Origin of the sequence: Paraburkholderia sp. WC7.3g, from assembly GCF_050436345.1 — a bacterium.
GTDB lineage: Bacteria > Pseudomonadota > Gammaproteobacteria > Burkholderiales > Burkholderiaceae > Paraburkholderia > Paraburkholderia podalyriae.
Window position 1 is genome coordinate 815,375 of record NZ_JBNDMA010000004.1, and the last position, 13,021, is coordinate 828,395.

The following is a 13,021-nucleotide window of genomic DNA, read 5'->3' on the forward strand; positions in this document are numbered from 1 at the left end:
TTTAGGCCAGGACGGTGCCACGGACTTCGCCGAGTCCGATGCGAACCGCGCCGGGACGTTCGCACCATCCACGCAGAATCAGCGTGTCGCCGTCCTCCAGGAAGGTCCGCTGCTCGCCATTGGCCAACACGACGGGCTGCCTGCCGCCCTCGGTCAATTCGAGTAGCGAGCCAGCCTCATTGGCGGCGGGGCCCGACAATGTACCGGAACCAAGCAGATCGCCTGGCTGGAGATTGCAGCCGTTGACCGTGTGGTGGGTCACCAGTTGTGCCGCGGTCCAGTAGGCAGCTGTGCCAGCGTTGCCCAGCGTCAAGCGCTGAGGTGGGAGGCCTGACCCGACCATGCGCTCCGTTAGGATCAACACCTCAAGTGTGATGTCGAATGCGCCTTCCTTGCGATTACGGGCGGCGTCGAGGTAAGGGAGCGGCTGCGGGTCACCGTCGGGACGCGTCAACGGCGCGCGGAAGGGTGCCAGTGCCTCGGTCGTGATTAACCACGGAGAGACGGTTGTCGCGAAGTTCTTGGACAGGAACGGGCCGAGCGGCTGGTACTCCCACGCCTGGATGTCGCGCGCGGACCAGTCGTTGAGCAGTGTCACACCGAAAAGATGATTCTCCGCGTCTTCGATGGAAACGGGTTGCCCCAAATCGTTGCCGCGACCGACGAAGTAGCCAAGTTCGAGTTCGTAGTCCAGTCGTCGGCTGGGACCAAAGGTGGGTTGCGCGGCGTCCGGCGTTTTGGTTTGCCCACGCGGACGCCGAAACGTCTGGCCGCTCACGCGAATGGATGAAGACCGACCGTGATAACCAATCGGCATCCATTTGTAATTCGGCATCAGCGGCTGGTCGGGCCTGAACAGCTTGCCGACAGACATGGCGTGGTGAATGCCCGTATAAAAATCTGTGTAGTCTCCGATTCGGCAAGGCGCTGCCATCTCCGCCGCGCTCTGGTTGATAAGCAGCGTCGACCATGCTTGTTGCTGCTCGCTGCCGTGCGCCAGGCCTCGGGAAATGGCGCGGCGCAACTCCAGTCGAGTTGTTGAATCAAGTGCCATCAACGCGTTCATGTCCGGACTGTCGATCAGGCCTGTGCCCTGCAGACTTAAAATCTGGTCGCCAATGGCTACCCCAATCTTGAAGTCCTCGTCCGTGCCCATCGGTCGATAACGACCAAATGGAAGATTCTGGATTGGAAAATCGCTCCCCGGTCGGTTTGCCTGTTCCACCCAACTTTTCAGAGCCGGGCTGTGCGTCTCGTTGATCAACGACATGTGATTTCTCCAACGTCCTATCAGGCTTGTGCCGGGTTGAAATGCTTCTTGAGGCCCTGCCAGCACCGGTAATACTCGCCTTGGAGCTGCGACGATTCCAGCGCATGGCGCGTCGGCCGGATGACGGCGGGCGTTTCGAACATGAACGCCAGCGTGTTCGTGATGTGATCAGGCCGGGTCGTGTCTGCGGTGCTCGCCCTGGCGAAGGTTTCGGCATCTGGGCCATGACCACTCATGCAGTTGTGAAGCGACGCACCGCCGGGCGCAAAACCTTCAGCCTTCGCGTCATACGCGCCATGAATCAGTCCCATGAACTCGCTTGCGAAATTTCGGTGGAACCATGGCGGACGGAACGTGTTTTCCATGGGCAACCAACGCGGCGGGAAAATGACAAAGTCGATCGAATCGACGCCGGGGGTATCAGTGGGGGACTGGAGCGCCAGGAAAATCGAGGGGTCGGGATGGTCGTAGCTTATTGAACCAATCGTGTTGAAGCGCCGCAGGTCGTACTTGTACGGCGCATAGTTTCCGTGCCATGCGACGACGTCGAGCGGCGAGTGGTCGATCCGGGAGCGCCAGAGATTGCCTTCGAACTTCGCGATCAGTTCGAAGTCGCCTTCCCGGTCTTCATACGACGCGACCGGCGTCAGAAAATCACGCGGATTCGCCAGGCCATTGGAGCCAATGACGCCAAGGTCGGGCAGCTTGAACAGCGCGCCGTAGTTCTCGCACACGTAGCCGCGCGCCTCGCCATCGGGCAGTTCAACCCGGAAACGCACGCCTCGCGGGATGACGACGATCTCCTGCGGTTCGACTTCCAGCAGTCCCATTTCGGTTGCCACGCGCAGCCGTCCTTGTTGCGGCACGACAAGCAACTCACCGTCGGCGTTGTAGAAAAATCGGTCGGTCATGGAACAGTTCGCGGCATACAGGTGGATACCGCATCCTCGCCCTACATCGGGCGCGCCGTTGCCCGCCATGGTTACAAGACCAGCCACGAAATCGGTCGGTGCATCGGGCATCGGAAGGGGATCCCAGCGCAACTGATCCGGTGGCGTCGGTACTTCGTCGAAGCGGCTCAACAGGCGCGAGTTCTCGATACGCTGGAATGGCGAGTGCATGGCCGCTGGCCGGATCCGGTACAACCACGAACGCCGATTGTTATGGCGCGGCGCCGTGAATGCAGTCCCTGAGAGTTGTTCTGCGTATAGGCCATAAGGCACGCGTTGCGGAGAGTTACGCCCCACGGGAAGGGCGCCCGGCAGCGCCTCGGTGGCAAACTCATTGGCGAAGCCGGTTTGATAATTGACGGTCATTGTTTCGCGTTCCTGCGAAGGATATGGGAAGCCAGAAAAAGCGCTACGAGGCGGGCTTGTGGATTGGAACCCTACCGCGGCGCTGATTCAGTCATTCCTTCGCTTGCGTCGTCGATTAAATTCAGTGCGACGGCGGGGTCGTCGATCCTGTCGATCGCGAGCATGGCGAAGCGCGCGAGGAAAAGCGAAGTGTTCGGCTGACCCAGTTGAGTCATGGTCCTGCACAGCCGGGTATAAACGATGTCGAGGTCGCTGTCGGTCATCGCGTTCTCCTTTACCGGTTTGGTGATCACATTTGAAGGGCGTGGTGGATGGCGGCCGCAACATCTGCAGCCGCTGCCGCATGCCAGCGTCCCAGGACATGGCCGTCCGGGCGAACCAGGTATACGGTGCCGGGTCTGGCGTTGTACATGGCGAACAGCCGACCTGTGTGGTCCCAGTTGTGATTGTTTTTCGTCTCGGGGTGAAGATGCGAAGTCACGGGGATCAGCTTGAAAGGCAGCTTTTCCTCTTGAAGCGTTGCTTCGAGTTCGGCAAATTCCACCGGTACGCGTCCGTCTTCGCTGAAGTGCAGAGCGGTGAACCTTGGAGTGATCAAGTCCGTCAGATGAGCCTCCCTCGCGCTGCCGCCCTCGACGATCGTCAGTGGGCATTCGGTCAACACGGCCCCCGGCGCAGGACCAGCCTCAAACGCGCCCGACTGTGCTTCAGGCGTGTTGAGCGGCGACTCCGTATAACTGATGGCCGAAGTCTGCCGCGGGTTAATCAGAGAACGCACGCGTTCATGCCTGATCGCCAGACTCAATACGGCCTTGCGCATCAACTCGAAGGCGAATGAGGGCGGCGCCATGAATTCGGTGCTCTTGGTACCGTAACTAAGGTTTTCGTGGGCCGCAAAGACGCGCTCGTCTGAATAGCTGTCGAGCAATCCTTCGGACGCAAGGCCACGGACGACGAACGCCAGTTTCCACGCGAGGTTGTCCGCGTCATCGATTCCTGAATTCGCGCCGCGCACGCCAAAAATCGGCACCAGATGGGCTGCATCGCCGCCAAACAGCACGCGATCGTGACGATAGCTTTCCAGGGTCAAGGCATTGGCCTTGTAGATCGTGATCCAGATGGGTGCCCAGGCGCCACGTTCGCCCATCATGTCCAACAGGCTTTGCACCCGTGGCATGACATTTTCAGGCTTGACTGCCTGTTCGGCGTCCTCGCCGTCCCGCAATTGGTAATCGATGCGCCAGACATTGTCAGGCTGCTTGTGGACCAGCACAGTGGAGCCCGGGTTCGACGATGGATCGAAGTAGGCAAGACGCTCGGTCGGCCGCTCGCTCTCGAGCTCGATATCGACGATGACGTAACGGCCCTCGTAGCTCGTCCCATTGAGCTGCAAGCCCAATGCCTCGCGGATCGTGCTGCGCCCACCATCGCAGGCGACCACCCAGTCCGTATTGAGCGAATAGTCGCCTTCGGGAGTCGCGAGGCGAAGCGTGGCGCCGTCCGTACGCGAATCGATGGCGGTCACCTTGGTCTGCCAGCGGATGTCGATCAGATCAGACTTCCGTTGCGCGGCGTCCAGGAGAAACTGTTCGATGTGATATTGCGCGACGTTCACCATCGGAGGCAGTTTCTGGTTGTCGTCCTGCGGCATCTTGAAGTGCAGCACTTCGGTGTCGCGATAAAAACTGCGCCCACCGTCCCACGGCAGTCCGGTCTTCAGAAACCCGTCCACTGCACCCAGGCGCTCGATGATTTCCAGGCTCCGACGCGAGATACAGATGGCCCGGCTGCCATAGCATACGGAATCATCGGCTTCGATCAATACCGAAGGAACGCCGTGATTGGCGAGGCCAAGTGCCACGGCGAGTCCGACAGGGCCACCGCCGACGATCGTCACTGCACGTCGCTTTGTCTCGATGCCGTTGTCAAGATTCGGCATCTGGCCAGCGTACTTTTTTGCAGTGAAGGGATAAGCTTTGAATTCCATCGTTTGCTCCTTAACGAATTCTGGTAAGCGGGGGGCCACGCATGAGCTGCGCCTCGATGCTGCCGTAACGCCATCGGCGTATTCGCCCAAGTAGGGCAATCCGCACTAACGTGCGTTGCTAGATAGTTCCGCGTCGCGGGAGCGCTTGGGCTGAACGGGCAGCACTGCCACTACGATGGCGCCGATCACGAGCAATGCCGCTGCATAGAGCAATCCGGCCGAGAAGCTATGGGTGAGATCCTTCAGCCATCCCACGACCAGGGGGTTCAGCGCCGACCCGATGTTGCCGGTCGCGTTGATCACTGCGATCCCAACGGCACGGGCCCGGAGGCTCAATGCGTGATCAGGGGTTGTCCAGAAGATCGACATGGCGGTGTACGATCCCGCCGACGCGAGGCAGATGCCTAACATCTGAATCACGGGGTTGGTGGAATAGGCGGTGCAAAGCCAGCCAGCAGCGGAAAACAGCATCGGCAACATCAGGTGCCATTTGCGCTCCTGTTTGCGATCAGAGCGTCTTCCCCACCAGATCATTGCAACGATCGTGCAGATTTGCGGGATCGCGGCCAGCAGGCCGACGGTCCGATTGCTCGCGTCAGCGCTGAAGCTTTTGACGATCAGGGGCGTCCAGACGGCAACCATTGCTAGCGTGTTGACCAGACAGAAATAAGCGAGCGCAAATTTGAGGACCGTTGGCGAGAAGAGCTCGCTGAGAAGGCTTCTTTCGTCGGTGGCGGGCGAATGCGGCACGGGGTCGGCGTTGTGCTCGGCCGCGAGGGTCTTCGAAAGCGTGCGCTTCTCATCGGCAGTGAGCCAGTGCGCCTTCTCGGGAACATCGCGCAGATAGCCGAATACGGCCAGACCCAAGATCGCCGAAGGCAGACCCTCCAGACAGAAGAGCCACTGCCATCCTTTGAGGCCAAGCGTTCCATCCAGCGCCAGAATGTATCCCGAGAGTGCGGAGCCGACCGCGGCCGTGACGGGCATCGCGATCATGAACAAAGCGTTGGCCCTCGCGCGATATGCGCTCGGAAACCAATACGTCATGTAAAGCAGGATGCCTGGTAGAAAGCCCGCCTCGGTCACGCCGACGAGGATTCGCAACAGGTAAAGCGTTCCCGGACTCGATGCGAACATCGTCGCTGTAGAGGCCAGACCCCAGGCGATCATGATAGTCCCGATCCATTTCCGCGCGCCGATGCGCGCCAGGACGATGTTGCTGGGAATGCCGAACGCGATATATGCAATATAAAACAACGTGGTCGCCAGACCGAACTGGACGCCGGAGAGGCCGAGATCCTTCATCATGGTAAGGCCGGCAAATCCGATATTGATCCGGTCCATGAACGAGAAGAAGAACAGGACGAAGAGAAACCAAAGAAGGTGCCGGGAGACCTTGGCGATGACACGCTGCTCTCGCATCGATTCACCAGATCCAGCACCGTTTGCCGGACCGCCAGGAAGCGGACTGCGGTCATCCAATGGGGTCGTTTCCATACGGGTCGTCTCCAAACTCAGCTCTATGTCGAGCGCCACAGCACTCAATGCAATCGCGTCAGGCTCGTCAGGGCGGCGAGGTATGGCGATGAGTGGAGTATGGAGATTCGCCCGCGCGCGCTGTCCCCAAAATGGGTACGACTTGACGGGTGAAATGGATTAGGAAAAACCCTCAGTGCCAGGCAAGCAGAAGATCGGGCACGGTCAGAGAGATGACGCAGTGCGTGATCATTCTCGGCTGGTAGCCAGGCACAAGGCAAACAACTGACGCTGGCTCGAAATGCCGAGGCGGCGAAAGGCCCGCTTTTGATAGGTCACGACGCTGGAGGCTTTGACGCCCATAAGTTCTCCGATGTCTTTCGCGGTACGGCCCTCCAGAACGCCGCATAGGACATCGAGTTCGCGCTTCGACAACTCGGGGCAGATCCCTCGAATACGCACCAGCATCAGTTGCGGAATGCCGGTCTGGATCTGGCCGCATAGCACGTAATGATGCTTGGCGGTCTGGGCGATGAGCGGCGCAAAGGCCTCGATCAGCGCGATCTCGTTCGCGTGGAAATGGCCGCGCCTGCGGTCGCGGTAGAGATTGACGGAGAGCCAGATGTCCTGCGAGGGCTGCAGCAAAAGGGAGAGTCGGCCCGAAACGTCCGGCTGGTGATAGCAAGCGGCTCGATACCCTTCATGCGAGATGTCTTCGATGGCCTGCTGGTGGAGCAGGACGGCCGAGTCGAGCTTCTGAGGACGGGCAGAGGAGATAATCGTCTGATTTCCGTCCAACGCATAGAAAGTCTTGGCGTAGGTATCCGCGACGTTGCTCAGATATCGACCGCCACGGTGGTCTGCGACCGAGACCGTCCGAGGACGATTGTTGAACTCGTAAGCAAAGACGGTGCACTGCGATATGCCTGCGGCATCCTCTAGGAGTTTCAGAACTTCCGCGGCGAAGGCGTTCGCATCGTTAGACCCGATGGCCGAGACCAGGCTCGTTGCCCGTGACAGATCCAGATGGCCGGAGAGGTTGGGACGATCAAGCCGCCATGAGCGCATGATTGGCCTCGGAGAGTGCCGAAAAGATGATTTTAAGCGACTCTGCGGCGGAAGATCGCTCGCTTTTGTTCCCATCAGAACTTGCGGCAAAGAGGAGGAGGCGACGCAACGCGATGGCCAAAATACTAGCCTTCGCGTTCGTAGCACTGACCGAGCGTCGTGGTTGATTATTTCTTGAACATTCGTCGGGAGATTAGCAGATCCGGTGACCGTTGCAGGACCGGATACAGACAATCATTCTGCGTTGGGTGTACGGCCTATATTGGGTCGGTTTCGGGCGACCGCATCGGATCGATAGGACTTATTCGCCAGCACGCTGGATTCCGACCGCCATCCATCGACCGACGGTGGCCACGAAACGCCCGGGCGTCTAACTCGTCCATTGCCGCCCAACTCCAACCGCTAGAATTGCGGTTTCAGCCCGAAATACGCCCATGTCTTTTGCCTCGCTTGGCCTGATCGATCCCTTGCTGCGTAATGTGAAGGACCTCAATTACCAGATACCTACGCCGGTGCAGGTCAAGGCGATTCCTGCTGTGCTCAGTGGCAAGGACGTCATGGCTGCGGCACAGACCGGCACTGGCAAAACGGCGGGTTTTGCGCTGCCGCTGTTGCAACGGCTGGTGCAACACGGCCCGGCGGTGTCCAGCAACCGCGCCCGCGTTCTGGTGCTGGTACCCACGCGTGAACTGGCCGAACAAGTGCTGCAAAGCTTTATCGATTACGGCAAAGGGCTCGACTTACGATTTCTGGCCGCCTACGGCGGTGTGAGTATCAACCCGCAGATGATGACGTTGCGTAAAGGCGTGGATGTGCTCGTTGCCACGCCGGGCCGTTTGCTGGATCTCAATCGCCAGAACGCAGTGCAGTTTGATCAGGTACAAACGCTGGTGCTGGATGAAGCCGACCGCATGCTGGATCTAGGCTTTGAGCGCGAACTCAACGCCGTCTTTGCTGCCTTGCCCGCTCAGCGCCAGACCCTGCTGTTCTCTGCCACGTTTACCGATGATATCCGCGCCATGGCGGCAGGCATTCTGCGCGGCCCGGTCAATATCAGCGTCAGCCCGCCCAATGCCACGGCCAGCAAGATCAAGCAGTGGGTGGTGCCGGTGGATAAAAAGAACAAGCCGGTCCTCTTCATGCACCTTGTGGCTGAGAACAACTGGGAGCACGCGCTGGTGTTCGTCAAAACCCGCAATGGCGTGGATTACCTGGCGGCCATGCTGGATGAAGCGGGCTATGCGGTCGACACCATCCACGGCGACAAGCCGCAACCCGCTCGCCTGCGTGCGCTGGAGCGCTTCAAGACGGGCGAAGTACATATGCTGGTAGCCACCGATGTGGCTGCGCGCGGGCTGGATATCGACGACCTGCCGCTGATGATCAACGTTGATCTGCCGATCGTGGCGCAAGACTACGTGCACCGTATTGGCCGTACTGGCCGCGCGGGCGCCAGCGGCGTGGCGGTGTCCCTTGTGTGTGCCGATGAAGCGCCGCAACTGGCCGCGATTGAAGCGCTGATCCGGCAAACGCTGCCCCGTGAAGAAGAGCCGGGTTTTGAAGCCGAACACCGCGTGCCGCAAACCAGCGCGACGGGCCAGATCATCAAGAAACCCAAAAAGCCTAAGAAGCCCAAAGTGCCGCAAGCTGCGCCGCGCGCCATGCAGGTGCTCAGCAAAAAACCGCGCCCGCAAAGTGGCGAAAACAAACGCAAGCCTGCGGCGCAGCGCGCTGTGGCTGCGGGTACGCGGTGAGCGCGACCGCATGCACGTGGTTCACGTGCCATCGGCGCAGGACGAAGCGTCGCGGCACCTGATGCGCGATCGCGGGCAACTGCAGAAGAAAGTGCTGCAGCACTGCGACCGCATGCGCAAACTGCTGGCCACGCTCGGCTGCTGGGATGAGGTGGATCACAGGCACTTCGCCGGCCGGCTCGCCCGTGACGAGGTGAAGTGTCACGACGGCGCGCCGTTGCCGCTCTCTATATAGGAAATCGTGATCTAGTTCTGATAGCAATAATTAACCGACCGACCGGACGGGATATCATTATACTGCGTCATCCGGTCACAGGAGATTTCCATGTACACCCAATCCCTCGATATCCCTGGCAACGTTCAGCCGATCGACCCCTCGGCTGATACCAGCACGTCCGCCGAGCAAACGCGCTTCGATGCAGTAATGCAAGCCGACGGCAAGGTCGAAGCGCAGGACTGGATGCCCGAGGCTTACCGTAAGACTCTGATCCGGCAGATTTCGCAGCACGCGCATTCGGAGATCATCGGCATGCAGCCCGAAGGCAACTGGATCAGCCGTGCCCCAAGCCTGAAGCGCAAGGCGATCCTGCTCGCCAAGGTGCAGGACGAGGGTGGCCACGGTCTCTATCTGTATAGCGCGGCCGAAACGATGGGCGTCTCGCGCGACCAACTCGTCGACGCTCTCCACGCCGGTCGCGCCAAATACTCGAGCATCTTCAATTACCCGACGCCTACCTGGGCAGACGTCGGCGTGATCGGCTGGCTGGTCGATGGCGCCGCGATCATGAACCAGATTCCGCTGTGTCGCTGCACCTACGGGCCGTACGCCCGCGCGATGATCCGCATCTGCAAGGAAGAGTCGTTCCATCAGCGGCAAGGTTTCGACGCGCTGCTCTCCATGATGAAAGGCACCGAAGCGCAGAAGGAAATGGTGCAGCAGGCGGTGGACCGCTGGTGGTGGCCGGTGCTGATGATGTTCGGCCCGAGCGACAAGGATTCCATCCATAGCGGCCAGTCGTTTAAATGGGGCATCAAGCGGATATCGAATGACGATTTGCGGCAGAAATTCGTCGATGCCACCGTCGAGCAGGCCAAGATTTTGGGCGTCACGCTGCCCGATCCCGATCTCAAGTGGAACGAAGAGCGGCAGGCGCACGACTATGGCGAGATCGATTGGGAAGAATTCTGGCGTGTCGTGAACGGCGACGGCCCGTGCAATAAGGAACGCCTCACCACGCGAGTGAAAGCACATGACGACGGCGCCTGGGTCCGCGAAGCCGCGCTGGCCTACGCCGAAAAACAAGCCGCGCGTGCTCATAAACAAGCCGCCTAACGCATTCAGGAAGGAGACGGAAATGAACAAGGAATGGCCGATCTGGGAAGTGTTCGTACGCAGCAAGCAGGGGCTCGATCACAAGCATTGCGGCAGTCTGCACGCGCCGGATGCGCCGGCCGCGCTGCGCATGGCGCGCGACGTGTACACGCGTCGTCAGGAAGGCGTGAGCATCTGGGTAGTGCCGTCGTCGGCGATTACGGCGTCGAACCCTGCCGACAAGGAAGAACTGTTCGAACCGGCCGGCGACAAGATCTACCGTCATCCGACCTTTTTCGTGCTGCCCGACGAAATCAACCACATGTGAGGCGAGACGTAACTATGACCACGCCCCAACATTTGTCCTACGTGCTGCGCCTGGCCGATAACGCGCTGATCCTCGGCCAGCGCAACAGCGAGTGGTGCAGCCACGGCCCGGTGCTCGAAGAAGATATTGCGCTGGCGAACATCAGTCTCGATCTGATCGGTCAGGCACGTCTGCTGTACTCGCACGCGGCGACGCTCGACGAGCAGCTCAACGGCACGAAGAAGACCGAAGACGAGTACGCGTACTTCCGCACTGAACGCGAGTTTGCGAACTACACGATCGCGGAGTTGCCGCATATCGGGCCGCTTGCGGGTACGGCCAAGGCGGATCGCGACTACGCGGTGACGATCGTACGCAACTTCCTTTATTCGGCGTTGATGGCGCACGTGTGGACGGCATTGCAGTCTTCCACAGACGAGCATCTCACCGCAATCGCCTCGAAGTCGATTAAGGAAACGCGCTATCACCTGCATCACGCAAGCGACTGGCTGATCCGTCTCGGTGATGGTACCGACGAGTCGCATCGACGCGCACAGGCCGCGCTCGATTACCTGATGCCGTACACGCACGAATTTTTCTCGAGCGACGCGGTGGAAGCCGCGATTGCTGCCGAAGGCATCGGACCGCTGACGGCAGACCTCGAAGCCGCTTGGCGTGAAGACGTCGAAGCGACGCTCGAGGAAGCCACGCTGAAGACGCCGGAACAGGCGAACCACATCACGACCGGCAAGCACGGCGAGCACTCGGAACATATGGGCTTTCTGCTCGCCGAACTGCAAAGCCTCGCCCGCCAGCATCCTGGCGCTAGGTGGTGAGCACGATGAACGCAACGCTGAACGCCAACGCCACGCAGAAGACCACCTCAATGATGAATGCAGACGCCACGTTGGAACGTGTCTGGGCCGTGCTTGAAGCGGTGCCCGATCCGGAAATCCCGGTGGTGTCGATCCGTGAACTTGGCATTCTGCGCGACGTGCGCCGTGCCGCCGACGATGCGCTGGAAATCGTCATCACGCCGACTTACTCGGGCTGTCCGGCGATGTATCAGATCGCGGAGGACATCGGTGCGGCGTTGAATGCGGCGGGGTTGGCGAAGCATCGCATCGAGACGGTGCTCGCGCCCGCGTGGACCACCGACTGGATGACAAGCGAAGCACGCGAAAAGCTGCGGCGCTACGGCATCGCGCCACCGATGGGCAACTGCGGCAGCAATCACGCGCCGCAAGAAAAGACCATCCGCTTCGTGCCCCGCGCTGCGAATAACGACAAGCCGCCCTGTCCCCACTGCGGCTCCTCGCACACCGAGCGTCTCGCGCAATTCGGCTCGACGGCGTGCAAGGCGCTGTATCGGTGTATCGATTGTCGCGAGCCGTTCGACTACTTCAAACCGTACTGACCTGGACCGAAATCATGGCGACTCCGCAATTCCACCCGCTGCGTATCCGCGAAGTACGGCCTGAAACCGCCGATGCCGTCACCGTCTCGTTCGAGGTGCCTGAAGGGCTGCGCGATGCGTTTCGTTTCACGCAAGGGCAATTCGTCACGCTGAAGACGCACCTCGACGGCGAGGAAACCCGCCGTTCGTATTCAATCTGCGTGGGCGTGACCGACTACGATCGCGATGGCGAATTGCGCATCGGCATCAAGCGGGTGCGCGGCGGGCGTTTCTCGAACTTCGCGTTCGATACCTTGCAGCCGGGGCACGAGATCGAAGTCATGACGCCCGATGGCCGCTTCTTCACGCATCTGAACGCTGATCTCGCGAAGTCTTACGTGGCGTTCTCGGGCGGCTCCGGCATCACGCCGGTGCTCGCGATCATCAAGACGACACTCGAGATGGAGCCGACCAGCCGCTTCACGCTCGTCTATGGCAACCGCAGCGTCGACGCGATCATGTTCGCCGAGGAACTCGAAGACCTGAAGAACCGATTCATGAGTCGGTTCTCGCTGTATCACGTGTTGTCCGACGATTTGCAGGACGTCGAGTTGTTCAACGGCGTGCTGGATCAGGCCAAGTGCGCGGCATTTCTGGAAACGCTCACACCGGCCGCTGAAATCGACGAAGCGTTCATCTGTGGTCCCGGGCCGATGATGGATGCGGCGGAAGCAGCTTTAAAGACAGCAGGCGTGGCGCCGGAAAAGGTTCACGTCGAACGCTTCGGCACACCGCTGCCGCAGGCGGGCGTGCCGCCCATCGAGATCACTGACGATCTGCCGGCCGCTGATCTGGAGCTGATCATCGACGGCAAGAAACGCAAGCTGCGCCTGCCGTATGAAGGCGTAAGCGTGCTGGATGTCGGCCTCAAAGCCGGCCTTGCGCTGCCCTACGCCTGCAAGGGCGGAGTGTGCTGCACATGCCGGGCGAAAGTGCTCGAAGGCGAAGTGAAGATGGAAAAGAACTACACGCTCGAACAGCGCGAAATCGACGATGGCTTCGTGCTCACGTGCCAGTGTCATCCGATCTCGGATCGGGTGGTTGTGAGCTACGACGAACGGTAATCGAAGGACAC

Annotated in this window: 11 protein-coding genes and 2 pseudogenes; 7 read left to right on the top strand and 6 right to left on the bottom strand. The window is 60.2% G+C overall.

The features are described from left to right. Position 1: 1 nt before the first annotated feature. The 6 genes from fahA to OKW43_RS37135 form a co-directional block, all read right to left on the bottom strand. Entirely contained in the window at positions 2 to 1,270 is a 1,269-nt protein-coding gene (gene fahA / locus OKW43_RS37110) for a fumarylacetoacetase (protein ID WP_429453527.1), read from the bottom strand. Positions 1,271 to 1,290: 20 nt separating this feature from the next. Then, entirely contained in the window at positions 1,291 to 2,586 is a 1,296-nt protein-coding gene (gene hmgA, locus OKW43_RS37115) for a homogentisate 1,2-dioxygenase (RefSeq protein WP_429453529.1), read from the bottom strand. A gap of 71 nt (positions 2,587 to 2,657) precedes the next feature. Next, positions 2,658 to 2,849, bottom strand: a complete 192-nt coding sequence (locus OKW43_RS37120; protein WP_429453531.1) for a hypothetical protein — start codon at positions 2,847 to 2,849, stop codon at positions 2,658 to 2,660. Between the two features lie 26 nt (positions 2,850 to 2,875). Then, on the bottom strand, positions 2,876 to 4,573 hold the full coding sequence (locus OKW43_RS37125) for an FAD-dependent oxidoreductase (protein ID WP_429453533.1): 1,698 nt from the start codon (positions 4,571 to 4,573) through the stop codon (positions 2,876 to 2,878). 105 nt (positions 4,574 to 4,678) lie between these two features. Further along, positions 4,679 to 6,070, bottom strand: a complete 1,392-nt coding sequence (locus OKW43_RS37130; protein ID WP_429453535.1) for an MFS transporter — start codon at positions 6,068 to 6,070, stop codon at positions 4,679 to 4,681. Positions 6,071 to 6,298: 228 nt separating this feature from the next. After that, entirely contained in the window at positions 6,299 to 7,117 is an 819-nt protein-coding gene (locus OKW43_RS37135) for a helix-turn-helix domain-containing protein (RefSeq protein ID WP_187637114.1), read from the bottom strand. Between the two features lie 434 nt (positions 7,118 to 7,551). Here OKW43_RS37135 and OKW43_RS37140 point away from each other — a divergent pair. From OKW43_RS37140 to paaE, 7 genes and pseudogenes are all read left to right on the top strand, one after another. After that, positions 7,552 to 8,859, top strand: a pseudogene (locus OKW43_RS37140) (DEAD/DEAH box helicase); the annotation flags it as partial. A gap of 4 nt (positions 8,860 to 8,863) precedes the next feature. Continuing rightward, positions 8,864 to 9,094, top strand: a pseudogene (locus OKW43_RS37145) (IS110 family transposase); the annotation flags it as partial. Between the two features lie 102 nt (positions 9,095 to 9,196). Beyond that, positions 9,197 to 10,204 carry a 1,2-phenylacetyl-CoA epoxidase subunit PaaA gene (paaA, locus tag OKW43_RS37150; RefSeq protein ID WP_429453537.1) on the top strand — a complete coding sequence of 336 codons (1,008 nt, stop codon included), beginning with the start codon at positions 9,197 to 9,199 and terminating at the stop codon, positions 10,202 to 10,204. 22 nt (positions 10,205 to 10,226) lie between these two features. Next, positions 10,227 to 10,511: a 1,2-phenylacetyl-CoA epoxidase subunit PaaB gene (paaB, locus tag OKW43_RS37155; protein WP_429453539.1), complete on the top strand. Its 285-nt coding sequence runs from the start codon at positions 10,227 to 10,229 to the stop codon at positions 10,509 to 10,511. A 14-nt stretch (positions 10,512 to 10,525) separates the two neighbouring features. After that, complete coding sequence (gene paaC, locus OKW43_RS37160) at positions 10,526 to 11,326, top strand: 1,2-phenylacetyl-CoA epoxidase subunit PaaC (protein WP_429453541.1); 801 nt, start codon at positions 10,526 to 10,528, stop codon at positions 11,324 to 11,326. Positions 11,327 to 11,376: 50 nt separating this feature from the next. Further along, positions 11,377 to 11,907 (top strand): 1,2-phenylacetyl-CoA epoxidase subunit PaaD, encoded by a 531-nt coding sequence (paaD, locus tag OKW43_RS37165; protein ID WP_429454745.1) that lies wholly within the window; start codon positions 11,377 to 11,379, stop codon positions 11,905 to 11,907. A 14-nt stretch (positions 11,908 to 11,921) separates the two neighbouring features. Then, positions 11,922 to 13,010, top strand: coding sequence for a 1,2-phenylacetyl-CoA epoxidase subunit PaaE (gene paaE / locus OKW43_RS37170; protein WP_429453543.1), 1,089 nt, complete (start codon positions 11,922 to 11,924; stop codon positions 13,008 to 13,010). Positions 13,011 to 13,021: the final 11 nt, after the last annotated feature.